27 protein-coding genes are annotated in these 24,224 nt (G+C 30.6%); 18 read left to right on the forward strand and 9 right to left on the reverse strand.

The annotated features are described in order from the left end of the window. The 5 genes from HMPREF2930_RS10425 to HMPREF2930_RS10445 form a co-directional block, all read right to left on the reverse strand. Positions 1–354 (reverse strand): C39 family peptidase (locus HMPREF2930_RS10425; RefSeq protein ID WP_176745779.1); only part of this gene is annotated, 354 nt, incomplete at its 3' end. Between the two features lie 538 nt (positions 355–892). Beyond that, a complete protein-coding gene (gene scdA, locus HMPREF2930_RS10430) occupies positions 893–1,558 on the reverse strand; it encodes an iron-sulfur cluster repair di-iron protein ScdA (protein WP_017174980.1) in 666 nt (221 codons plus the stop codon). A gap of 225 nt (positions 1,559–1,783) precedes the next feature. Beyond that, on the reverse strand, positions 1,784–2,980 hold the full coding sequence (locus tag HMPREF2930_RS10435; RefSeq protein WP_002488760.1) for a putative multidrug effflux MFS transporter TcaB: 1,197 nt from the start codon (positions 2,978–2,980) through the stop codon (positions 1,784–1,786). A gap of 140 nt (positions 2,981–3,120) precedes the next feature. Next, positions 3,121–3,843: a hypothetical protein gene (locus tag HMPREF2930_RS10440; protein ID WP_002488783.1), complete on the reverse strand. Its 723-nt coding sequence runs from the start codon at positions 3,841–3,843 to the stop codon at positions 3,121–3,123. Positions 3,844–3,858: 15 nt separating this feature from the next. Continuing rightward, a complete protein-coding gene (locus tag HMPREF2930_RS10445; protein WP_037541484.1) occupies positions 3,859–5,004 on the reverse strand; it encodes a glycerate kinase in 1,146 nt (381 codons plus the stop codon). Between the two features lie 150 nt (positions 5,005–5,154). Here HMPREF2930_RS10445 and HMPREF2930_RS10450 point away from each other — a divergent pair, with 150 nt between their 5' ends. From HMPREF2930_RS10450 to HMPREF2930_RS10460, 3 genes are all read left to right on the forward strand, one after another. Next, positions 5,155–6,651 (forward strand): hypothetical protein, encoded by a 1,497-nt coding sequence (locus HMPREF2930_RS10450; RefSeq protein WP_017174978.1) that lies wholly within the window; start codon positions 5,155–5,157, stop codon positions 6,649–6,651. A 2-nt stretch (positions 6,652–6,653) separates the two neighbouring features. Continuing rightward, positions 6,654–7,034 (forward strand): GtrA family protein, encoded by a 381-nt coding sequence (locus tag HMPREF2930_RS10455; protein ID WP_070597402.1) that lies wholly within the window; start codon positions 6,654–6,656, stop codon positions 7,032–7,034. A 181-nt stretch (positions 7,035–7,215) separates the two neighbouring features. Continuing rightward, positions 7,216–8,091, forward strand: a complete 876-nt coding sequence (locus tag HMPREF2930_RS10460) for a cation diffusion facilitator family transporter (protein WP_017174976.1) — start codon at positions 7,216–7,218, stop codon at positions 8,089–8,091. Between the two features lie 40 nt (positions 8,092–8,131). Here the strand turns inward: HMPREF2930_RS10460 and HMPREF2930_RS10465 are convergent, their stop codons facing one another. Further along, positions 8,132–8,575, reverse strand: coding sequence for an aggregation-promoting factor C-terminal-like domain-containing protein (locus HMPREF2930_RS10465; RefSeq protein ID WP_017174975.1), 444 nt, complete (start codon positions 8,573–8,575; stop codon positions 8,132–8,134). 348 nt (positions 8,576–8,923) lie between these two features. Here HMPREF2930_RS10465 and HMPREF2930_RS10470 point away from each other — a divergent pair, with 348 nt between their 5' ends. Next, positions 8,924–9,610, forward strand: coding sequence for a 2,3-diphosphoglycerate-dependent phosphoglycerate mutase (locus tag HMPREF2930_RS10470; RefSeq protein ID WP_017174974.1), 687 nt, complete (start codon positions 8,924–8,926; stop codon positions 9,608–9,610). Between the two features lie 133 nt (positions 9,611–9,743). Here HMPREF2930_RS10470 and HMPREF2930_RS11465 read toward each other — a convergent pair whose 3' ends face one another. Next, positions 9,744–9,842: a putative metal homeostasis protein gene (locus HMPREF2930_RS11465; RefSeq protein WP_017174973.1), complete on the reverse strand. Its 99-nt coding sequence runs from the start codon at positions 9,840–9,842 to the stop codon at positions 9,744–9,746. A gap of 95 nt (positions 9,843–9,937) precedes the next feature. Between HMPREF2930_RS11465 and HMPREF2930_RS10475 the strand changes: the two genes are divergently transcribed. The 4 genes from HMPREF2930_RS10475 to HMPREF2930_RS10490 all read left to right on the forward strand — a co-directional run bounded on the left by HMPREF2930_RS10475 (position 9,938) and on the right by HMPREF2930_RS10490 (position 13,724). Then, complete coding sequence (locus HMPREF2930_RS10475; protein WP_017174972.1) at positions 9,938–11,377, forward strand: MDR family MFS transporter; 1,440 nt, start codon at positions 9,938–9,940, stop codon at positions 11,375–11,377. Between the two features lie 118 nt (positions 11,378–11,495). After that, positions 11,496–12,296, forward strand: a complete 801-nt coding sequence (locus HMPREF2930_RS10480) for a transporter substrate-binding domain-containing protein (protein WP_002448333.1) — start codon at positions 11,496–11,498, stop codon at positions 12,294–12,296. Next, positions 12,277–12,996, forward strand: coding sequence for an amino acid ABC transporter permease (locus tag HMPREF2930_RS10485; protein ID WP_002448600.1), 720 nt, complete (start codon positions 12,277–12,279; stop codon positions 12,994–12,996). The genes HMPREF2930_RS10480 and HMPREF2930_RS10485 overlap by 20 nt, the downstream gene beginning before the upstream one ends. Then, a complete protein-coding gene (locus tag HMPREF2930_RS10490; RefSeq protein WP_017174970.1) occupies positions 12,993–13,724 on the forward strand; it encodes an amino acid ABC transporter ATP-binding protein in 732 nt (243 codons plus the stop codon). The genes HMPREF2930_RS10485 and HMPREF2930_RS10490 overlap by 4 nt, the downstream gene beginning before the upstream one ends. A 102-nt stretch (positions 13,725–13,826) precedes the next feature. Here the strand turns inward: HMPREF2930_RS10490 and HMPREF2930_RS10495 are convergent, their stop codons facing one another. Further along, positions 13,827–14,249, reverse strand: coding sequence for a MaoC/PaaZ C-terminal domain-containing protein (locus HMPREF2930_RS10495; RefSeq protein ID WP_017174969.1), 423 nt, complete (start codon positions 14,247–14,249; stop codon positions 13,827–13,829). Positions 14,250–14,289: 40 nt separating this feature from the next. Then, positions 14,290–15,537: an aminoacyltransferase gene (locus tag HMPREF2930_RS10500; RefSeq protein ID WP_017174968.1), complete on the reverse strand. Its 1,248-nt coding sequence runs from the start codon at positions 15,535–15,537 to the stop codon at positions 14,290–14,292. 267 nt (positions 15,538–15,804) lie between these two features. Here HMPREF2930_RS10500 and HMPREF2930_RS10505 point away from each other — a divergent pair, with 267 nt between their 5' ends. The 10 genes from HMPREF2930_RS10505 to cobA all read left to right on the forward strand — a co-directional run bounded on the left by HMPREF2930_RS10505 (position 15,805) and on the right by cobA (position 24,092). Next, positions 15,805–16,164: a DUF4467 domain-containing protein gene (locus HMPREF2930_RS10505; RefSeq protein WP_017174967.1), complete on the forward strand. Its 360-nt coding sequence runs from the start codon at positions 15,805–15,807 to the stop codon at positions 16,162–16,164. 24 nt (positions 16,165–16,188) lie between these two features. Then, positions 16,189–16,785, forward strand: a complete 597-nt coding sequence (locus HMPREF2930_RS10510; protein WP_017174966.1) for a thioredoxin domain-containing protein — start codon at positions 16,189–16,191, stop codon at positions 16,783–16,785. Positions 16,786–17,085: 300 nt separating this feature from the next. Beyond that, entirely contained in the window at positions 17,086–17,601 is a 516-nt protein-coding gene (locus tag HMPREF2930_RS10515; protein WP_017174965.1) for a YceI family protein, read from the forward strand. Positions 17,602–17,712: 111 nt separating this feature from the next. Then, entirely contained in the window at positions 17,713–18,183 is a 471-nt protein-coding gene (locus HMPREF2930_RS10520) for an SRPBCC family protein (protein ID WP_017174964.1), read from the forward strand. 71 nt (positions 18,184–18,254) lie between these two features. Then, on the forward strand, positions 18,255–18,437 hold the full coding sequence (locus HMPREF2930_RS10525) for a hypothetical protein (protein ID WP_002448340.1): 183 nt from the start codon (positions 18,255–18,257) through the stop codon (positions 18,435–18,437). 124 nt (positions 18,438–18,561) lie between these two features. Beyond that, complete coding sequence (locus HMPREF2930_RS10530) at positions 18,562–19,380, forward strand: formate/nitrite transporter family protein (RefSeq protein WP_002448547.1); 819 nt, start codon at positions 18,562–18,564, stop codon at positions 19,378–19,380. A gap of 124 nt (positions 19,381–19,504) precedes the next feature. Then, entirely contained in the window at positions 19,505–20,218 is a 714-nt protein-coding gene (locus tag HMPREF2930_RS10535; RefSeq protein WP_017174963.1) for a sirohydrochlorin chelatase, read from the forward strand. 210 nt (positions 20,219–20,428) lie between these two features. Next, positions 20,429–22,834 (forward strand): nitrite reductase large subunit NirB, encoded by a 2,406-nt coding sequence (nirB, locus tag HMPREF2930_RS10540; RefSeq protein ID WP_017174962.1) that lies wholly within the window; start codon positions 20,429–20,431, stop codon positions 22,832–22,834. A 2-nt stretch (positions 22,835–22,836) separates the two neighbouring features. Continuing rightward, on the forward strand, positions 22,837–23,151 hold the full coding sequence (gene nirD, locus HMPREF2930_RS10545; protein WP_029376759.1) for a nitrite reductase small subunit NirD: 315 nt from the start codon (positions 22,837–22,839) through the stop codon (positions 23,149–23,151). Next, positions 23,142–24,092, forward strand: coding sequence for a uroporphyrinogen-III C-methyltransferase (gene cobA / locus HMPREF2930_RS10550; protein ID WP_017174960.1), 951 nt, complete (start codon positions 23,142–23,144; stop codon positions 24,090–24,092). The genes nirD and cobA overlap by 10 nt, the downstream gene beginning before the upstream one ends. Positions 24,093–24,224 lie beyond the last annotated feature (132 nt).

The following is a 24,224-nucleotide window of genomic DNA, read 5'->3' on the forward strand; positions in this document are numbered from 1 at the left end:
TAAGCTTGTATGATACATAAGAATCGGTTGTCCTTGATCAATCACAGTTTCTAATTCTTCTAAATTCGTACCAGTGCCATCTACGATACGTGAATCAAATGTTTGTAAATATGGAACATAAGCAGAAGGGAAAATCGTTTGGTGATGACCAAACTTAACAAGTAAATGATGACCAACATAGCCTTTATAGGGATTATTTGGATGCGTAGGCCAATGTTTCATAATATCAGTAGCTTTAATATTATGATGATTATATTGTAATAACATAGCTGCAGAAACGCCTTCACAACCCATAATCATAGGGATTGGAAAAAGTTGACTTTTAGGCGTAACTGATAATAATTTTTTATTCATTAACGTTCTCCTTTATGTCAGTAAAACATTGTTTTAAAGTAAATTTATTATATACCTTGATTAGAGTAGCGTATAATCATTTGAATTCTTTGTATTAACAAAATGTGGGTCAACATATTTAAGACAATAAGAAGAATGTTGATATAGTAATTGATGTTAAAAATTCAAACCCAAAAGTGATTAAAGATATCATGCTTAAAATGTATCTTATTCATATACTAATTTTTAATATGCAACAGAAAGATTGAACAGTTAATATAAAATAAAATTGGGAGTTATGCATTTAAAAATGAATATATGCAAACTCCCAAGTATTATTTTATTTTGCGGCATGAACAATATCATTTATGTTATGTTTATTGCGTCAAAAATCTTTATTGCACATTATACTGATAGATAACATTAAAGGACCTGCTTTCTTTTGATTCTGTAGATATGGGTTTAGTCCTTAAGATGTCATAGCTTCTTATTTAATCTGATTGTGTTAAAAAGTAAGTCAATCTTATTTTTCTAGGATGCATGTTATCGTTAATACAAATTAAAATTTATTAAATAATACGTGATTTTCAAGATGTACATGTTCATGTGTTTCACGTTCTAAATGTTCAAGGCGTGTGTAGACTAAACGCCAAGTATTACATGCTTCACTAGGTGGCTGATACTGATTTGTTAAATCGCTCATTTCTTCTAATAGATGTCCAGTTTGAGTATGATCTTCAACTAAACTTTCAATAACTTGATGCGCATTCTTAACTTGTTCACCACGTGCAATTTTAATGAGTAATGGAAAATCATGATTATCTTCCTTATCCATATGTTCAAGCATACCATCACGATACTGGCGATATAACTCTTGTAATTGAAGTAAATATGGATGGTTTGGTCCATGAACTTTTGCAATTTTAGTGACATAAGGTGAAAGGTTTTTAAATTCTTCACGCATTGTTTCATGGTAACGTGATTGAATATATTGAATTAAGGAAGGGACATCTAAATATTTAATGTTGATATTTCCTGTTGAATGTACAGGTAAATGATTAATTTCTTCTATAATTGTATCGACATTTACTTTTTTATTTTTTACTGCATTTTTAATTGAGATATTTCCACCACAACAAAAATCTATTCCGTATTTTCTGAAAACATCCGAACTTAATGGAAAATCAGTAACGACATTAGCAACAATTGAATCTTTAGTGACCATAAATAAATCCTCCTTATTTAACTATAGTTTATTATAGTAAATAATAATCATTTTCAATTAGAGAAGAATAAGTTGTCATGTATTTGTTGAAAAGTCATTACAAATTTGTGAATGTTAAAAAATACTTGAGATATAATAATTGTCTCAAATATTTTTTAACATATTAGCAGTCGATGTTTATATTAAAAATGGATGCTAGATTACGTTTATTAATATAAGAATATATTAGATACGTTGATATTTTTTAAAATATAAAAATTGAAGTAAAACTATGAGAATTGCTGTGATAACAATTACTGTGAGATAAGGCATTACATTATACTGTCCTTTAAGACCAACTAAAGGAGACACTAGACCACCAAGGATAAATTGGAATAAACCTAGTAAACTAGAAGCATTTCCACTTCCACCAGTACGTTCTTCCATAGCCATTGAAAATCCTAAGGGGCCGATTGAAGTGACAGGACAAACATTTAAAAAGAAAGCGACTAATAAGAGCCACAATGGACCTTGTAATATCAAAGTAAATACAACGAGAAGTACACCAATAAGTTGAATGAAAGTCAAATAAATTAAGATTTTAAAACGATGTATACGTTCAACAAGCAAAGCAACGATTTGACTCACAACAATTAAACCAATGCCATTGATTGCAATCATTACGCTAAATTGTTGAGGCGTCATATGGTATATTTTCTGAGTGATAAACGGAGAAGCAGATGAAAAACTAAATAACATAACATAAGTTAATCCTTGTAAAAACATTGGAATAATAAATCTTGGTCGTTTAAGCAAACGTCCAAAGTCAGAAAATATATGTTTGAAATTGGCAGTAACATGCTCAGAATGATGTGTGGTCGGCATATTGAAAGTAACGCCACATAACATGATTATGCTAATAGCTGTTAAAATAACAAAGATAATTCTCCATGAGCCAAGAGAAAGCGATAAACCTCCAAGTAATGGCATTAAAATAGTTACTATACCATTTACAACCATAAGAGAAGCAAGAAATTTAGCTAGAGTATTTCCTTGGTAATAATCTCCTGCGAAAGCTTTAGCGATAACAATAATACCTCCGGCAGTTAATCCTTGTACCAAACGTATCAATAAAAATAGTGGAAATGTTGTAATAAATATCGCACCACATGAAGCTAAAACGAATACACTAAGAATTATTAGTGCAATTTTTTTTCGACCGAATACATCTGATAAAGGTCCGAATATAAACTGTCCAAGTGCTAGGCCAATCATTGCAAAGGATAGGGTAAGTTGTATGCTTGACGTTGATGTATTAAATTGTTGCTGAACTGCTGGTAAAGCGGGTAAATACATATCTATAATCATTGGACCAAATGCTGTCATTGTTCCTAGAACAATGAGTAATAGCATCGGCAATTTAGTATGTGTTGAGTTATGCATAATTGTACTCCTTGAAAAGATTTGCAATGTACATTATATAGGTTTTTGAGAAAATATGTAATTTCAAATATAAAAAGCTCTAAAAAGATTGATTTAATCAATCTTTTTAGAGCTGAAATTTGTCACAATACATAAGAATATTAATTATTATTACCAAGAATACTGTTTAGTTTTTTCTTGATATCATCTACTTTATTATTGACATCATCTAATAGCGCATTCACTTTGTTTTCATTTGCGTTGTTTTGTTGTGCATTATTTGCTTCTTTTAACTTATTAACTTGGTCTTGATAAAATTGAGTTAATTTAGAGTCTTCTTTAGTAATCTCATTATTTTTTAATTTATCAATTTGAGATTGTATTTGTCTAAGACGTGATTCAGTGTCTATTTTATCTTTAATATCATTTTTTGCATCTTCAACTTGTTTCTTGATATTATCGCTTTGATTTTGAACTTCTTGTTGATAATTTTTAGATACATCATTTGTTGCATTATACGTATGTTGTTTATTGTCCGATTCCTTTTTATGATCAATATAAGATTTAGTCGCAAAAATGCCAATAATTAAAAGAAGAATTGCAATAATAGCGATTAACCAACGTTTTGATTTTTTATTTTTTTCATTCTCTTCTTCTAGTAATTGTTCACGTCTAAAGTCACGATCGTTATAGTAACGGTTAGCATTTTCATCATAATCGCCCTGATTTTGATGATGATACTCTTGACGAGGTTCATTTCTTCTGTAATTTTCTTCACTTTGACGTCTCTGTTGACGTTGTTGATACTCGCGACTTTTTTGATTACGTTGTTGATATTGATCATCGTATTGATATGAATCTTTGTATTTTTCAGTACGTTTCATAGATTTCACCTCTTTTTAATCATTTAACTTAATTAATCGAGCAATATTTTCAGCAGTTTGTGTTAAGAATCGTTCTCCATTTTCTAATAAATAGGGGAGTTCTGATGGCGTTTCTATAATGCTAAACACAGTATCAATTCCATGTTGATATACGGCTTGATAATTTTTTCCTAAACTACCGCATATATCAATAACAGGTAAGTCGAATTGTTTGGCTGCTTTTGCCACTCCGATAGGTGTTTTACCATAAATCGTTTGTACATCTATTTTTCCTTCTCCTGTAATAACTAAATCGGCATCTTTAATGCTTTGAAGAAATTGCGTTTCTTTTAAGACAATATCGATGCCATTAGATAATGACGCATTGAAGAAAGTGAGAATACCAGCTCCTAATCCACCGGCAGCTCCAGCACCAGGTATATCTTTAACACTGATATGATATGCTTTCTCTATCATATCATGATAATTTGCGAGTGCGGAATCCAACTTTGGTATCATCTTTTCAGTTGCTCCCTTTTGTGGTCCGTAAATATATGTTGCACCATTAGAACCTAATAAAGGATTTGTAACATCACATGCCACTTCAAAGGTAACGTCGTTTAATCTATAATCTAATTTTGACGCATCTATATGAGTTAAATGAGCAAGAGCGCCACCACCAAGTTCAATTTCTTCATTATCAGAGTTTAGAAATTTTACGCCAAGAGCGGTCAGCATACCACTACCACCATCATTTGTTGCACTCCCCCCTATGCCTAATATAATTTTAGTCACATTATGGTTTAGAGCATCTTTAATTAATTCGCTAACGCCAAATGTTGTAGTAATTAAAGGATTACGTTCATCTGTACGAATTAAATCTAATCCTGAAGCTGCTGCCATTTCAATAATAGCCACATGATTATCTCTCGAACGAGCATAAGATGCAGTCACTTCTCTAAAAAGTGGATCATGTACTTTAATGCTATGAATTGTCGCATCTAATGCTTCTATTAAAGCTTCGGTTGTACCTTCGCCACCATCTGCCATAGGGATAACCTCTGTTTTAAGCGCATCACCGAATATATTTTTAAAACCCTGTTCTATAGCTAATCCAGCTTGTTTAGCAGACATACTCTCTTTAAATGAATCTGGCGCAATAACCATTTTGTTTATGTTCAACGAGATCACTTCTGATTAAAATTATAAATAAAAAACTAAATTAAAATGATTTAATGTTTAAAATATAAAAAAAGTATATAATGGTATTTAATTAAATAGAATTGATTAAACACTATAATGTAACATTATTGTAGTGGAGGAGTAGTGTAAATGTCTAACTTTAAACAACACGAATTTTACATCTGGGTCATAGGGTTATTATTATTTTACGGTTACTTAGGTTTAATTATTCCTTTACATGGAATCGATTGGTTTTTTGGAAGTCATCAAGGCATAAGTACCTTTTATCATCATTTTGATAATTTGAATGGACGTTATATTAGTAATTTAATTGAACTTGTAGCAGTGCGTTCGGTAATATTACGTATGATTATGTATTCAATAATATCAGTAAGCATTATTTTATTAATACTCAAATTGATACGCCAAACATTTTCAATCCGTCATCTCATGCTTGCAACTATGTTATTGCTTATTATACCTAATTCAGTTTTTTCAGAGAGTTATGGAAGCTTTGGCTACTTTTTTAGTTATGCTTTTGGAATGATATGTGTTCTCTATAATTTGTATTTTATAAGTCAAATTTTATTTATAAAAGATGAACTAAAAATGTACAATGTCATTTTATTTTGGATCAGTTGTTTCAGTGGGCAATTATTTGCTGAATCATTAACTTTTTTCGTTAATTTGGCTTTATTCACGACATTAATTGCTTATTTTGTGTTAAAACGTAAAATTAACTTTAATTTATTAATAGGGTTTCTATTATCATTATGTGGTACATTAATCATGTTGATTAACCAGACGTACATTAATTATCTAAGTGACATTCAAGCAATGAGAGCACACATTGATGGCTTAGGTTATGTTCATAAATTAAGAGTTACAATATTAAATGACCTTCCACGTTATATGTTTTTTAATCATATTATCATAGTGTCTATGATTGCGATTGTTATAATTGGGTTACTTATAAAAAATACTCGCTTTCAAACGTTTTCTAAAATCAGACAAATGATATTAATGATTGGTATACTTGTATTGCCTATATACAAGATATTTATTTTTGAACCCTTTAATTTTAATCAAACAACTTTGATTACAAGTTATGGTCTAATTAATTTCTTATTATGTTTTAGCTTTTTCGTCAGTATAAGTATGGCTAGTTTTATTATAGTTACAGATAGCTACTATCGTATTATTTTAATAGTTGCTTTTATTTCTATTATTTTAAGTGCTATACCTATCTTTTTCATTTCAGAGGTAACGTCTCAACAGTTCTTTATTGTATATATAATGTGGTGTGTGATATTGATTACTTTAGTTACTGAATTACATACTTTAAAACAAAGCTATGATAATATTCTTAAAATTTGTGTAGGATGTTTATTATTCGTATTTATTGCTATTTTTACGATTGTGCATTTTAAATATGAAGCTAGATTAAATAATATTCAAACTCAAATTCAACAACATAGAAATGAAATTATTGTAAAACATTTGCCATTTGAGACATATTTCTATGAAATGACTCCAACTGAAGAAATCGAAAAGGAAAATTTCAAAGAGTACTATCAAATTTCAAATAATAAACAACTTAAAATATTGCCGTTTGATATTAATGTAATAGAAGACAGAGGAGATTAACTATGAAGTTAAAACAAACGCACTATGAAATAATTAAATTCGTCATAGTGGGTGGGATTAATACAATTGATTATTATTTAGTGTATCTCATTTTACTAAAATTATTACACATTCACTATATGGTGAGTCATATTATTGGATTTATAGTAAGTTTTATTATTTCTTATTATTTAAATTGTTATTTCGTTTATAGAGTTAAACCAACCCTTAAGAAATTTTTAAGTTTTCCATTAACACAAGTAGTAAATATGGGAATGCAATCTTTGTTTTTATATATCTTTGTAAGATGGTTTAATTTCCCTTCTGAAATTGCACCGTTTGTAGGACTTATCGTTACAATTCCGATTACTTTTATATTATCTAAATGGATTTTAAAAGACTAAAATTTAAAAAAGAGCTAGAATTGTGTACTTCTAGCTCTTTTTTTTATAAATAGGAAATTAGGTTTGACTAAAAAATTAATTAGCTTATTTTTATAAAAATGATAGAAATAAAAAAATATTGTAATTCAAATTTTGATAGTACATACTAGTAATACTAAGTGTTTAAGGTGGTTAACTAGATATGACCCAAAACGAAAATCTTAAATTGGCGCAAAGAGGCGCTTATTTAAGTTTAGTTGTTTATATCGTTTTATCTGTTGCAAAATATATTACTGGATATGTGTACGATTCGGCAGCTGTAAGAGCAGATGCATTGAACAATATGACTGATATTGTTGTATCTATCGCTGTTATTGTGGGGTTAAAGATTTCAATTAAGCCAGCTGATAAAAATCATCCTTATGGTCATTTGAAATCTGAAAATATTTCAACGCTTTTCGTATCATTCATTATTATGTTTGTAGGTATCCAAGTAGTGATTGAAAATGCACCTCGAATGTTGACAAATGAACACCATATTCCAAATTTTATTACGATTATTATTAGTATGATGAGTGGTGTCATTATGATTGGTGTTTATGCTATTAATCATAGACTTGCAAAACAAACTAAAAGTAGCTCATTAGACTCGGCCTCAAAAGATAATTTATCTGACGGTTTAGTCAGTATTGGTACTGCTATTGGATTATTATTTACACAATTTGGTCTACCTATTATTGATGTGATACTTGCTACTGTATTAGGATGTTTAATTATTTATACTGGGTTTGGGATATTTAAAGATTCAATTTTTGCATTGAGTGATGGATTTAAGGAACAAGATTTAGAAGAATATCGAAGTCTTGTTCAAGAAGTTACAGATGTAAGAGAAGTAAAAAATGTAAAAGGACGTTATCACGGCAGTAGCATTTTTTTAGATGTAACGATTGTAGTTGATGCAAATTTATCATTACAAGAAGCGCATGATATTTGCGATAGAGTAGAAACACATTTAGAACATAATGGTATATCGTCTGTATATGTTCATCCAGAACCAAATACATTAAATGAGAAATAAAAAAGAGCGGGAGTATACTCCTGCTCTTTTTTGATTCAATTTACCACCAACCATTTGATTCTCTAAAACGTATCGCTGCTCCAATTGATCCATAACGTTCTTTTGCATATTGAATCATGCCTTTAGTTTGGGTTTCCACTGATCCATACCCCCATGATTGGTTAGTTTGGCCTAATCCATGGTATTGACCATTTGATGCATTAGGGTTACCGCCGGATTCAGGAAGTACAATTTTCTCCCACATTTCTTCTGTGCCTCCAGCAGCTAAGAAACGTTGATATACTGATTGTGTACGACTTGAAGTACTAGAAGTTGTCGCGTTTGAACTTGATATATTTAAATTAGATGTATGACTTTGATGATATTGGTATTGATGTTGTTGAGAAGGGGATGTTGATACCTCTTCTGCGTGTGCCTGGCCACTTTCTAATCCAGCGGCACCTAATGAGAGCATGGTCATTAATGCAAAAATTGATTTTTTCATGATAAAAAACTCCTTTGTGATTTGGATATTAATGTTCGAATTAAAACATTGCATCCCAATAAATCTAGATGTTGACTACGGTATGTTCACTATAACAGTTAATTTAATGACATAGGTTACTGTCATATCAAGAATCATTATCAAATATGAACACGAAGTAACAAATATCTCAAACGTTTATCATATATTCCGAATTAAATTATAAGTAGTCCTATTATGAAAAAAAGTGAAATAGTTCTATAATAATGGTGTAAAGATAAATAGATATTAAATTAAATAATGAGGAAAGTATTTATAATTCAATCGTTATACTCATTAACTTTCTATTAACCTAAGGAGTGTTATATTATGCCAAAATTAATTTTATGTCGCCATGGACAAAGTGAATGGAATGCGAAAAATTTATTTACCGGTTGGGAAGATGTTCAACTGTCAGAACAAGGGAGAAATGAAGCCATCACTTCAGGTAAAAAATTAAAAGAAAACAAAATTGAAATTGATGTTGCTTATACTTCTTTATTAACAAGAGCATTGGAAACGACTCAATATTTATTAGCTGAATCTGACCAAGAATGGATTCCCGTTCATAAAAGTTGGCGCTTGAACGAACGACACTATGGAAAATTACAAGGGTTAAATAAAGATGATGCCCGTAAGGAATTTGGTGAAGAACAAGTTCATCAATGGAGACGTTCTTATGATGTATTACCGCCAGCACAAACTGAAGAACAACGTCAATCTTATTTAAATGATCGTCGTTATCGTCATTTAGATCATCGTATGATGCCTTACTCTGAAAGTTTAAAAACAACATTAGAGCGTGTCATTCCAATTTGGACTGATCATATTTCACAACATTTATTAGATGGGGATACTGTACTTGTAGCAGCACATGGTAACTCTATTCGAGCATTAATTAAATATTTAGAAAACGTATCAGATGAAGACATTATAGGCTATGAAATTAAAACTGGCGCACCGTTAATTTATGAATTAGATGATGATTTAAAAGTAACTAATCATTATTATTTATAAAAGTGTGAGCAAGAATTTTTATTTATTGTAATATAGTAGATACAATAAAAGGCTAAAGCATTAAAGAAGTGCTTTAGTCTTTTATTAATGTAGTGGAGTAAGATTGTTTGTAAAAATAGTTAAACGGTTTTAACTAACGTCGATATTGCTTAATCATCTTTAATGCACGTTTGCGTGTTTTAATATTAGAACTTTTTAAGTTGCGACGTGCAGTTTGTAAATCTTGTTTCATAAATAGTCCTCCTTTTTATAAAGAATAAAGGAAAAGATGGTTTATGTAAATAGTAATTATTACGATTTATAAAATAAAAATAAGGAGATGATACCATGTCGCATAGTAAAAAGTTAATTATGATTTTCACTATGCTATTAGGTGGCTTTTTTGGTTTATTAAATGAAACCTTGTTGACCACAGCATTACCGAGAATAATGAAAGATTTTCATATTGAATATTCTCAAGTACAATGGCTCACAACAGCCTTCTTACTAACAAATGGAGTAGTTATTCCATTATCTGCATTTATTATTCAACGTTATACAACAAGACAAGTCTTCTTAACTGGAATTATTATATTCTTTCTAGGCACTTTACTAGGAGGATTTAGCCCTAATTTCACTACTTTATTAATTGCAAGAATTATCCAAGCATTAGGTTCTGGTATTATGATGCCACTAATGATGACGACGATATTAGATATATTTGAACCGCACGAACGTGGAAAATATATGGGGATGTTTGGATTAGTGATTGGTTTAGCACCAGCGATTGGACCTACATTATCTGGATATTTGGTTGAATACATTAATTGGAGAGCATTGTTTTATGTTGTAGCTCCAATTTCAGCAGTGACCTTTATACTTGCTTTAATTTTTATTAAAAACGTTGGAGTAAAAGTAAAAGCGCCCATTGACATACTATCCATTATCTTATCTATTCTCGGATTCGGTGGTATGTTATATGGGGTAAGTTCTATTTCTCAGAAAGGTTGGAATGACCCAGTCGTTCTGAGCACTATTATTTTAGGCATTATTTTTGTAGTTTTATTTATTTGGAGACAAGAACGACTTGAAACCCCTCTATTAAGTTTTAAAGTATTTAAAAATAGTCAATTCACAGTAGGTATTGCTATTATGGCTGTAACGATGATTTCGATGATTGGATCTGAAACGGTATTACCTATGTTTGTACAAAATGTGTTGCAACGTACGCCTGTTGATTCCGGTTTGATATTGTTACCTGGAGCAATTGTAATGGCAATCATGTCTATCATATCTGGGCGTTTATACGAAACTTTTGGAGCACGAGTACTTTCAATGATAGGTATGCTTATTGTAACAATTACGACGTCCTACTTTGTAGTAATGGATGAACATACGTCAACAATTGTTTTAGCAACTATTTATGCGATTCGTATGATTGGTATTGCTTTAGGGTTAATGCCTGTAATGACGCATACAATGAACCAACTCACTCCAGAATTAAATGCTCATGGATCTTCAATGACAAATACGATTCAACAAGTAGCGGGTTCTATTGGTACAGCTGGTTTAGTAACAATTTTAAGTGTAGCAAGTCAGCATTTTAAACCGACACCAAGTGATTATCAAGGAATGGCTAAAACAGAGATGATGAAACACATTCAAACAGACGCAATGATACATGGATATCATTCTGGCTTTTTATTCGCAGTCATTATCACAGTTGTTAGTTTATTATTAACTTTTTTACTTAAACGAAAAAAGGATTTAAATGAAGAAAGTCATTAACCTCATATCTAAACCTTCTATTTTATTTAATAGTTTAAATAGTTATTGACTATTCATAGTGATGAGATTAGAATTAATTTATTCTGACTAATTTAATAGGAATATGGAGGAGTTATTAATGAAAAGACTTTTATTTGTAGCTTTGACACTTATTTTTGTATTAGCCGCATGTGGTAATAGTGGTTCATCTGACAAAAATAGTGATTCAAAATCAAGTAGCAGTAATAGTGATAAAAAAACCTTACGTGTAGGAACTGAAGGGACTTATGCACCTTTTACTTTCCACAACAAAAAAGATCAGTTAACTGGTTATGATATTGATGTAATTAAAGCTGTTGCGAAAGAAGAAGGATATAAACTTAAATTTAATGAAACATCTTGGGATTCAATGTTTGCTGGTTTAGATGCAAAACGTTTTGATGTCATTGCAAACCAAGTGGGTATTAATAAAGAAAGAAAAGAAAAATATAAATTCTCTAACCCTTACACTTATTCAAGTGGTGTCTTAGTTGTTCGTGATGATGAGAAGAATATTAAATCATTTGATGATGTGAAAGGTAAAAAATTAGCACAAACATTTACTTCTAACTACGGAAAACTTGCTAAAGATAAAGGTGCTAACATCACTAAAGTAGATGGTTTCAACCAGTCTATCGATTTATTATTATCTAAACGTGTGGATGGTACTTTTAATGATAGCTTATCTTATTTAGATTATAAAAAACAAAAACCTAATGCTAAAATTAAAGCAATCAAAGGTGATGCAGAACAAAATAAATCAGCATTTGCATTCTCTAAAAGTGTCGATGATAAAGTTGTTTCTGATTTCAACGATGGTTTGAAAAAACTTAAAGAGAATGGTGAACTAGCAAAAATTGGTGAGAAATGGTTCGGTGAAAATGTTTCTGAGCCTAAATAGTCAACAACAACACGCATTAGATGCAGCAACTCAAGCATTTGGACCCATGTTGGAAGGTTTAGTAAAATACTCTATTCCAATTACAATTGTGACATTTATTTTAGGTTTGATTATCGCTTTGTTTACGGCGTTAATGCGTATTTCGTCTAGTAAAGTATTAAGAGGAATTGCACGTGTATATGTATCTATTATTCGTGGGACACCAATGATTGTACAACTCTTTATTATCTTTTATGGTATTCCAGAACTTGGACGTCTAATTACTGGAAATGCAGACGAACAATGGACATTGTCTTCTGTTGTTTCAGCGATTATTGGATTGTCTTTAAATGTGGGTGCATATGCATCTGAAATTATCCGTGGCGGTATTATTTCTATTCCAAAAGGCCAGACAGAAGCGGCATACTCTATTGGAATGAATTATCGTCAAACGATTCAACGTATTATTTTACCTCAAGCGATTCGTGTTTCAGTTCCAGCTTTAGGTAACACATTCTTAGGATTAATTAAAGACACTTCATTATTAGGATTTATCTTAGTAGCTGAAATGTTCCGTAAAGCGCAAGAAGTTGCTTCTACAACATACGAGTACTTTACAATTTATATTCTCGTAGCTGTGATGTATTGGGTTGTTTGTTTTATTATTTCAGTCATCCAAGGCTTCTATGAATCATATATTGAAAGAGGGTATAAGGCATGATTGAGTTATCCAATATTCATAAATCTTTTAATGATAAAGAAGTAATTAAAGGTATTGATTTGAATGTAAAAAAAGGTGAAGTTGTCACATTAATTGGTCGTTCCGGTTCGGGTAAGACTACATTATTGCGTATGATTAATGCGTTAGAGATTCCGACTGAAGGCAACGTTACTGTGAATGATAAAACTTATACTGCTAAAGATAAGAAATCTCAAATTGAAGTACGTAAACAATCAGGTATGGTATTCCAAAGTTATAATCTTTTTCCACATAAAACGGCTTTAGAAAATGTGATGGAAGGTTTAGTAACTGTAAAGAAAATGAGTAAATCAGAAGCTAGAGATAGAGCATTAGACTTACTTGAAAAAGTAGGTTTGACACATGTTAAAGATCAACGTCCTCATGCACTCTCTGGTGGTCAACAACAACGTGTGGCGATTGCGAGAGCTTTAGCGATGAATCCTAAAGTGATGTTATTTGATGAACCTACATCTGCACTTGACCCTGAACTTGTAAATGATGTGTTGAAAGTTATTAAAGAATTAGCAAATGAAGGCATGACGATGGTGATAGTTACTCATGCAATGCGTTTTGCAAAAGAAGTATCTAATAAAGTTGTATTTATTCACGACGGAGAAATTGGTGAAGAAGGGTCTCCTGAAGAATTATTTAATCATCCTAAAACTGATGAATTAAGACGTTTTTTAAATGTAATTAATAAAAATTAAAAAAGAATCGTCGTTTGAGATATTTCATCTTGAACGACGATTCTTTTTATTGAATAATGCTTTCTTTCTTCACATAAATAGACTTTAGAAATGTTTATTATTTTAAACTGATAGTAAAACAGTAAGCTCAAATTGAAGTACTTTATTCTCATATTGATTAAATGTCATAACTTCAACGGTTAAACTACCAAATTGTTTTTTTAATTTTTTATCTAAAACTTTAACTTTTACATATAAGTTATCATTTGGATAAACAGGTTTAATAAAGGTTACATTATTTAAATGAGTCCTTGCTATGATGTCTTCTTCATATTTATTTTCTTCAATCCAAAGTTTAAAGGAGAGAGAAAGGGTATGCATACCTGATGCTATAATCCCTTTATACATTCCTTGACCTGCTTTTTTCTTATCTAGATGCATATATTGAGGGTCAAATTGATGAGCAAACTCTAATATTTCTTTCTCAGTTATTTTGTAATGTTTACTAATGAATGTATCTCCTATAGAAAACATACTGTATTTCATAGTTATATGCCTACCTTAAAGTATACTTATAATGCAATGATTATCTTCTATTTTTGATCCATTGTTGAGTATGATAAAGAACAGGTTTAATTGGCTTAATGAAGTCACCAATATATTCATAAACACCAGCATTAAAGCCTTTTTTGAACTGTTGGACACCATAATCTTCAGCATTTTCACTAAAGTCTCCAGTAATACCATAGAAGTTGTAACGGTCAATGTTATGCTCTTTAGCAAATTTAATCATTTCCCACTGTAAACGATAGGCCCCCATATATTCATTATATTTTGGATTAGAACCACTAGATAAATAATATACTTCATGTTCATTGTAGATATATAATGCAGCTGCTAGATTTAATACTTCACCTTCTGCTGCAATTTTATCTTTTGTTTGGTTTATTTTACGTTCATTGCTATCAAATTGTTGTTGAAGTTGATTGCGTTTATTTTTGTTCTTTTTAGAGTTAGGGCTTTCTTTTAAAGCTTCTTCAATTTCAGTAAGTTGTTTTGTTAAATCCTCATGTTTATGTTGTAGAGTAGACAAATAATCTTTTAAATCGATATAAGCTAATTTTAGCATGGCATGATCTTTATATGTTTTTTGCATTTCATAGAAATAAGGCTCATCTCTAAATTTAAAGCCATGTTTTTCTTCAGCCATTTGGAACAGTTCAAAGAAAGTATGTGTGTCTTCCATAGGTAATGTTTTAACTTTTACGCCCATCTCATATGTCTTTTTAATATTACGACGTGTTTGATAGTCCATTTCTTTTAGTAATTGTTCCTCAGTTTTATCTTTAAGATCAAGTACAGACAGCCAACGAATTTGACTCATTGTACTATAACCTACAGACCATCCTTGATGTTTATATCCTAAGTCTTCAAGTGTTTTAATCACTGCACGATTATCGTAGCTTTTTAAGATTTCTCCATCTGCATTACGTAGGTTTTCTAAAATATATGGATCTACTAAAACAAATAGACAATTTTGTTTTTTTAAATATTCTGTTAGTGATTTGAAAAAGAAGTGAACCAGTTTGATATTGCTATAATCCATTACTGGACCACGATGTGTGTAAAAATATTTATAAAATTTTAATGCGCGTGCTTCAGTCATTAATGTTGCAGCAATGACATCTCCACTATCATCTTTAACACCTACAACATGTACATCATGTTTCATCTCATTTCTATTATCCAAGTGTATTCGAGATTGTGTATAGTGAGAAAAATGTTCGGATGTGAATTTTTCAAATTCTTCAGGTGTTAAACTTACGAATTTCATGATTATCTACTCCTCTGTATTTTTAAGAATTCTAAACTATTTTATCAAATTAGTTCTATTATTACACACATTTAGTAAATTAATTTACTCGTACTTTAGTATTAGATAATAATTATTTTTTAAAATATATAACTATAAAACTTAAAATATAATATTTTTTAATAGTCTAGTTTATATTGCAAAACCACTGTATGATAATCAGTATAAGCATAGTATAATAGTAAGAGTTATATTAGGTTAGATTAGAAAAAGTAGGAGTGAACATATTTGAAAAGATTGATTTTATCATTAAGTGTATGTGTCATATTGCTAGCGGGCTGCGGTAATGATGAATATGCTAATAAAATAGATAAAGCTGTAAAACTACAAGATAAAAAACAAGAACGACTTGCTAGGAATGAACAAGGCGATGTGGTAAAACACTTTGATAAAAAAGACGCTAATATATATGTGTATGAAAAAGGTAAATATGTTGTATTAGCATATAGACCATTAAGTAATAACGATGAAATGCATTATTATACATATCAATTTAAAGACAAGAAGGCAACTTATTTAGAGCACTTTGATACGAAACAATATATTAGTACACATGATTCGGATTATAAGGAAGAAAATCTTAACTAATTGAAACAATCTTAAGGAGTATATATGAAAAAATTGATTTTTATTGGAGCTGGGATCATATGTTTAATCATTATCGTTGTCGCTTGCTCTCGAAATAAAAAAGAAACAACCCCAGCTCATACGAAAAATGGAAAAATTTTAATTGTAGAATATGGAGACTATAAATGTCCTTATTGCAAGAAAATTGAAGATAACGTCATGCCTATCATAAAAAAAGATTATATTGATACAAATAGAGTGGAATATCAATTTATTAATGCAAGTTTTCTTGGAAAAGATTCATTAATGGGCTCTAGAGCAGGGAATGCTATTCAAGCTATTGCACCAAAAGAATATCTTACATTCCAAAAAAATATATATGCTCATCAACAAGAAGAAAAAAAACATTGGATTACTGAAACATTACTAGATAAAGAAATTGACCAATTAAATATTTCTCAAAAACAAAAAGATCGCATAAAAAAAGAATATAAAACTAAAAATAGCGATGCTTGGAAGGAAGCAGAAAAACAGAAAAAGTTAACAAAAGAAAATCATATTCAATCTGTTCCAACAGTTTTTATCAATGGTAAAAAAGTAGAAGACCCTTATAAAGTCAAAGAATGGAAACAATATTTATAGCATAATACAAAAGACCTAACTTAGTGTTGTTTAAATATTAAATTAGGTCTTTTAATTATGTTTTTATACAGTTTATGAAATATTTAAAAATCTTACATTCAAAATCATTATTTTTATAAAAATAGGGAATAAAGATAAAAGAAACAAAGTCAGAACAATTAATTTATTTTAATTAAGTTGTTTAGTTTGTCATTTTCATTAGATTTATTTAATATACTAAGTATAATAATTATATTAAATTGGAAGATAGATAAAATGAATACTATTATTTTTATTATTTCACTATTGGAGGGAAAATAAATGGCTAACTTTAATTTAGATCCAATTCATTCAGGTGTAAATTTCTCAATACAACACCTTGTAATTAGTAATGTAAAAGGACGTTTTAACGATTTTGATGCAGATATTACAGGTGACTTTCATGATTTAAGTTCTTTAAAAGGAACTTTTACTGTTCAAGCTAATTCTATTGATACTAAAGTAGAAGATCGTGATAATCATCTTAAAAATGAAGATTTCTTAAACGTTGAACAATATCCTGAAATTAAATTTGAAATTATTAGTGTTGATGATCGTTCAGTTACTGGTAATGTAACAATTAAAGATCAAACACAAAAAGAAACATTTGATTTAGATTATAAAGGTATTAGCTTAAACCCACTTAATAATAAAAATACAGCAGGTTTAGTTATTACTGGTGAACTTGATCGTGAAAAATATGGTGTTACATTTAACCAACCATTAGAAACTGGTGGTTTCTTATTAGGTAAAACATTAAATGTGGAATTTGATTTAGAATTTCCTATTGAAGAATAATAAAGTTAAAAAACAGGCAGAGTTCTAACTTTGCCTATTTTTTTATTGTCTTAAAATATAATAGTTGTTAAATTATAGAAATCACCATTTTAGAAATTAGGAGAGATAACGATGTCAATTGAAGTAAAAGAAAATAAAATTATTTTTAAAAGAACATTTAAAGCTCCTATCAATGATGTATTTGATGCCTATACAAATCCATCGTTATTTGAGCAATGGTTTCATCCTCAAGGCGCTAAGACAAAAGTATATCGTTTTAATACTGAAGAAGGCGGGGAAGCCTTCTTTGCAATAGAAACCTCAGAACAGACAAGCTATACATTAACAGAATATCGAAAAGTGGATCGTCCGAAGTATCTTGAATACTTTGATTATTTTGCTACACCTGAGGGAAAAAAAGATACGCGTTTACCTGGTATGCATATTTCAATCAATTTTAACTCAGATAATAAACAAATGACTACTATTACGTCTACGTCAGTGTTTCCAACTAAAGAAGCAGCTCAACAAGCAGTAGGTATGGGAATAGAAGCAGGTATGAATTCAACATTAGATCAACTAGAAGTCTTACTTAATGAATAAATCGTCACGAGGATGTCAAAATTAAATTGAACTTTTAAGTTATAATAATATTGAAAAGAGGATGATATAGTATGAAAGAAAGATATTTAAAAGTGCTGGGATTATTTTCAATTAGTACTTTAATTCCAACATTATTAATTAATTCAAAGTGTTTAAATAATGGCGTCATAAAATATATTTTAAGAACGGCATTAGGCTATGGTATTTTTGCTTCAGGATTACGTTATTTTTCAAAATTAAAAAAAGCACATTAATATCATGACAAGAGCAAGATATGGAAAATAAACCTCCATATGTTGCTCTTTTTTAATCTTCTCTATTCAAAATGCACTTCACTATATATAATATAAAATTATAAATGAATTAAGGAGAGGGAATATGACAAGTAACCATACAACAATTGAAGATACATATACTACAAAAGATCTTATTAAAGCGGCTGTAAGACAGGTACAAATGAAAGAAGTTATGGCAACTCAAACACCTGGACGATATTTACTAAAGTCAATGATGTCAGGATTTTTATTAGCTATTGTTACAGTATTTATGTTAGCAATCAAAACACAGTTTGCAGGAACAAATGATGGACTTGTTAATTTATTAGGAGCAATCTCATTTAGTTTAGCTTTAGTTCTTATTGTTCTAACTAATTCAGAATTACTTACTAGTAATTTTATGTATTTAACTGTCGGATGGTACTACAAAGTCATTGCAGTTAAAAAAATGTTATACATATTCTTATTTTGTTTTATTGGAAATATTATAGGTGGGTTTATTTTATTCTTATTAATGAAGGGTACACATGTGATGACACCTGAAATGGTTGCAAGTCTAAGTAAAACAGTACATTTAAAAACGGTAGAATCAACTTGGTTAAATATTCTTATCAAAGGGATATTCTGTAACTTCTTTATTAATATTGGTATTTATGTTTCAATGCTTTTTAAAGAAGGTTTAGCTCGCGCATTTTTCATTGCTGTTGGTGTTATAGTATTTGTATTTATGGGATATGAACACGTTGTATTTAATGCTGGATTATATGCAGGAATGATTTTTTATAATAGTGATGCATTATCATGGATAGATGTGCTAAAAAATATCGTATTTGCTTTTGTAGGTAACTATATTGGTGGAGGTATTTTTGTAGGACTTGTTTATGCCTATTTAAACGGAAAAAGAGACAGTATAAAAGCATAGTAAGACGATCAAAGAGCGGAAATATCGAGAGACATTTTCGCTCTTTTAATCCCCAACATATTGACTTAATATTCAGAAAATCTTATTATTTTAATCAACATTAAAATAATAAGGGGGAAACTATTTGGTTGCGAATATTCTAGTAGCTCATGGCATGAGAAAAGGAGATCAAAATAAAGCACTCGGTGAATTTATAGATAGTTTATTACAAGATGAAACTTACGCTTATGAGCTTGCTTTTATTGAAAGTGAAGAAAAAAGTGTTGAACATACGATTATTAATTTAATAGAAAAAGGAGAAACGCAATTTAAAGTTGTACCTTTACTTATATTTTCAGCCATGCATTACATTGTAGACATTCCAGAGATGTTAAGAAACATTAAACAAGCACATCCAAATATAACCTATGAAATTAGTGCGCCTCTTGGTACGCATCCATATATGGTGGATTTAGTAGAACAACGTATTAATGATGTGGATATGAATAAAGAGTCAGATGTGGCAGTTGTATTGATTGCACATGGTAGCTTTTCTTATACTAAAGCACATGATGAACTAAAAGAATTGAGTACTAAGTTAAAGCAAGACAAACCTATATATTGCCGTACGTTATATGGAGATATTACGTTTAAAAATGATTTAGATCAACTTTCAAGACAATATCATCATCTTATTGTGGTTCCAATGTTTTTATATGATGGACGTTTAGTTAATAAAGTAAAAGGTCTTATATCAGAGATGGATATTGCTAATGAATTGCACATGACTCCGTCTATTAATTTCGACCCTATTTTAAAATCGATTATTCGAGAGCGATTAAAAGAATTAACAGTATAGTAACTACATACATCTTTCATTATATGAGTGCTAAATCCTCACTCATGTAATGGAAGATGTTTTTTATTAGGGAAATCCCCGATTTTACATTTAAGTGTGAAAATAATCACAAATTCAAAAGAATATGGTATAAAATAGCCTTGTAAAGAATAGTGAGTGCAAAACTATTTGAATTTAATAATAATTAAATGTAATAAAAGGGGCATTGATATGGCTAAACAAAAACTCGTAATGATTGGTAATGGTATGGCTGGTTTAAGAACAATTGAAGAAATTTTAGAACGTTCAGATTCTCAATTTGACATTACAATTATTGGTAAAGAACCTTATCCTAATTATAATCGAATCATGTTATCCAACATTTTACAAAAGAAAATGACAGTTGAAGAAACGATTATGAATGATTATGACTGGTATAAAGAACATCATATTGAACTAATTGTAGATGATCCAGTTGAAAAAGTAGATAGACAATCCAAAACTGTCACTACATCTAAAGGTATCACTGTAGCTTATGATATCTGTATCTTTGCGACGGGTTCAAAGGCATTTGTTTTACCTATACCTGGATCAGAATTACCAAGTGTCATCGGTTGGCGCACAATTGAAGATACTGAGCGTATGATTGAAATTGCTAAAACAAAAAAACGTGCCATTGTTATTGGTGGAGGTCTTCTTGGATTAGAATGTGCAAGAGGATTAATGGATCAAGGTATGGATGTAACAGTTCTTCACTTAGCAGAATGGCTGATGGAAATGCAATTAGACCGTAAAGCTGGAGATATGTTAAAAGCTGATTTAGAACGTCAAGGCATGCATATTGAACTACAAGCAAATTCTAAAGAAATTATAGGAACAGATGATGTAGAAGCTATTAAGCTAGCTGATGGTAGAGTAATAGAAACGGATTTAGTCGTTATGGCTGTTGGTATACGTCCATTTACCGAAGTAGCTCGTGAAGCGGGATTAGAAGTGAATCGAGGTATCGTTGTTAATGATTACTTGCAAACATCTGATGAACATATCTATGCCGTGGGTGAATGCGCGGAACACAACGGTAAAGTATATGGTTTAGTTGCACCTCTTTATGAACAAGGTAAAGTGCTTGCTGATTATTTAACAGGTAAAGAGACTGAAGGATATAAAGGTTCTACAACATTTACGTCTTTAAAAGTATCAGGTTGTGATTTATATAGTGCAGGACAAATCGTTGAAGATGAAACTGTACACGGTATCGAAATCTTTAACAGTGTAGATAATATTTACAAAAAAGTCTATCTAAGTGATGGTCGAGTGGTAGGTGCCGTTTTATATGGTGATACAGATGATGGTTCAAGATTTTATAGTATGATGAAAAAACATGAATCACTAGAGGACTATACACTAGTGTCACTGCTTCATAAAGGCGGAGAAGAAAGTGGAACTTCAATAGCAGACATGCCTGATGATGAAACAATTTGTGGTTGTAATGGTGTAGATAAAGGTACGATTGTCAACGCAATTACAACAAAAGGGTTGACTACTGTAGATGAGGTTACAAAAACAACCAAAGCAGGAAATTCTTGTGGTAAGTGTAAAGGACAAATTGGAGAAATACTAAAATGTACATTAGGTGATGAATTTGTAGCTGCTAAACCAACTGGTATTTGTGCATGTACTGATTTGACACGTGATGAAATTGTTACTCAAATTAGAGCTAAAGGTTTAAAAACATCAAAAGAAGTTCGTCACGTACTTGATTTTAAAGATAAAAATGGTTGTCCAAAATGTCGCCCAGCTATCAACTATTATCTAAATATGGTATATCCTCATGAACACCAAGATGAAAAAGCATCAAGATTTGCGAACGAACGTTATCATGCAAATATTCAAAATGATGGTACTTTCTCAGTGATTCCACAAATGCGTGGTGGTGTCACAGATGCTGACCAATTAATTCGTTTAGGTGAAGTAGCGAAAAAATATAACGTGCCTCTTGTTAAAGTAACAGGGTCTCAGCGTGTAGGGTTATATGGTCTTAAAAAAGATGAGTTACCAAAAGTTTGGAAAGATTTAGGTATGCGCTCTGCCTCTGCATATGGTAAGAAAACGCGTTCTGTGAAAAGTTGTGTTGGTAAAGAATTCTGTCGATTTGGTACACAATATACGACACGTTTAGGTATTCGATTAGAAAAAACATTTGAATACATAGACACACCTCATAAATTTAAAATGGGTGTTTCTGGTTGTCCAAGAAGCTGTGTAGAATCAGGTGTTAAAGACTTTGGTGTCATTTCAGTAGAAAATGGCTATCAAATTTATATTGGCGGTAACGGTGGTACAGAGGTCACTGTAGGTCAATTACTTACTACTGTTGAAACAGAAGATCAAGTGGTACAACTTTGTGGTGCGCTTATGCAGTATTACAGAGAGACTGGAATATATGCTGAACGAACAGCACCATGGCTTAAACGACTAGGATTTGATCATGTTAAGGAAGTGCTTTTAGATGAACAACGTCAAAAAGAACTTTTTGATAGAATTATGGATGCAAAACAAGCACTTGAAGAAGAACCTTGGGAAGCTATTGTTGAAAATAAAGAAGCACAAAAAATATTTGAAGTCGAGAAAGTGTGAGGATGAGTGTAATGGAAAAAGTTAAAGTAACAACTATGGATGAATTAACACCATTAATTGGTAAAAAGGTTATCGTTAAAGATAAACAAATCGGTATATTTTTAACAGAAAATGGAGAAGTGCATGCTATTAATAATGTGTGTCCACATAAAGAAGGACCGTTATCTGAAGGTACTGTAAGTGGAGAATATGTTTATTGTCCACTCCACGATCAAAAAATTGATTTGAATACGGGTGAAGTGCAAGAACCTGATACAGGTTGTGTTGAAACATATCAAGTTGAAATTCAAGATGGAGACGTATTTATATGTCTCTAGTCACTAAAAGTGAATTTGGAAAAGTATATTTAATTGGAGCTGGTCCTGGCAATCCTAATTTGCTAACTAAACAAGCAGAACGATTAATTCGTCAAGCAGATGTTATTTTATATGATCGTCTTGTCAATCCATTGATATTACAATATGCAAAGCCAACTACTGAAATCATAGATGTTGGAAAAAAACCTTATACTAAACATATTCAACAAGAAGGTATCAATTTAAAAATAGTAGCAGCAGCGAAAAAGTATAAAATTGTTGTACGTTTAAAAGGTGGAGACCCAGCAGTGTTTGGCCGAGTAACTGAAGAAATAGACATTTTAAAAGAACATCAGATTGCTTATGATATTGTACCTGGGGTAACTTCTGCGAGTGCAGCGGTAGCTTCATTAGACTTAGGTTTAACGATGCGCTCAGTAGCACCAAGTGTTACATTTTCCACAGGTCATTTTAAAGATGATATTGATCAAGACATGGATATACGTAATTTAGCTAATGGTGGTACTTTGGCAATTTATATGGGAATTAAACGATTAAATGATATTATTAATCAAATTAGAAGATATACTAAAGAAGATTATGATATTGCTATCATTTTTAATGCTACGTGTTATAACGAAACCATAGTGGTTGGTAAACTAAGCACTATTGAACATCAATTATCTAAGCTTAATATGAAACATGATCCAGGAATTTGTATATTAGGCCATATCATTAACTATATGGATGACGAAAAGATTATACACTCAAAACAAACAATAGATGAAACATTGTACGTTATTAAAGGGAATAAAGACTTAGCCCTTTCAAAAGCAGAAGACTTATCTCAACAGTATTTAAAATGCTTAATTCAATATGATGAAACTTATCATTCTTCACAAAAGTATTTATATGAATCGATCATAACGCAGCACCAAAATATTAAATATATTGAAGTGTAGTTCTTTACGCTTCGAATGTCATAAGTGAGATAACACGATATTTAAAACGTGTGTTATCTCACTTTTTTTAGGGATTCTTTTATATGAAATAGGTAATTCCCTAATATAAAAACCATGTGAAAAAATGTACAA

The organism is Staphylococcus sp. HMSC068C09, from assembly GCF_001813735.1.
In the GTDB taxonomy this organism is placed as follows: Bacteria; Bacillota; Bacilli; order Staphylococcales; family Staphylococcaceae; genus Staphylococcus; species Staphylococcus hominis.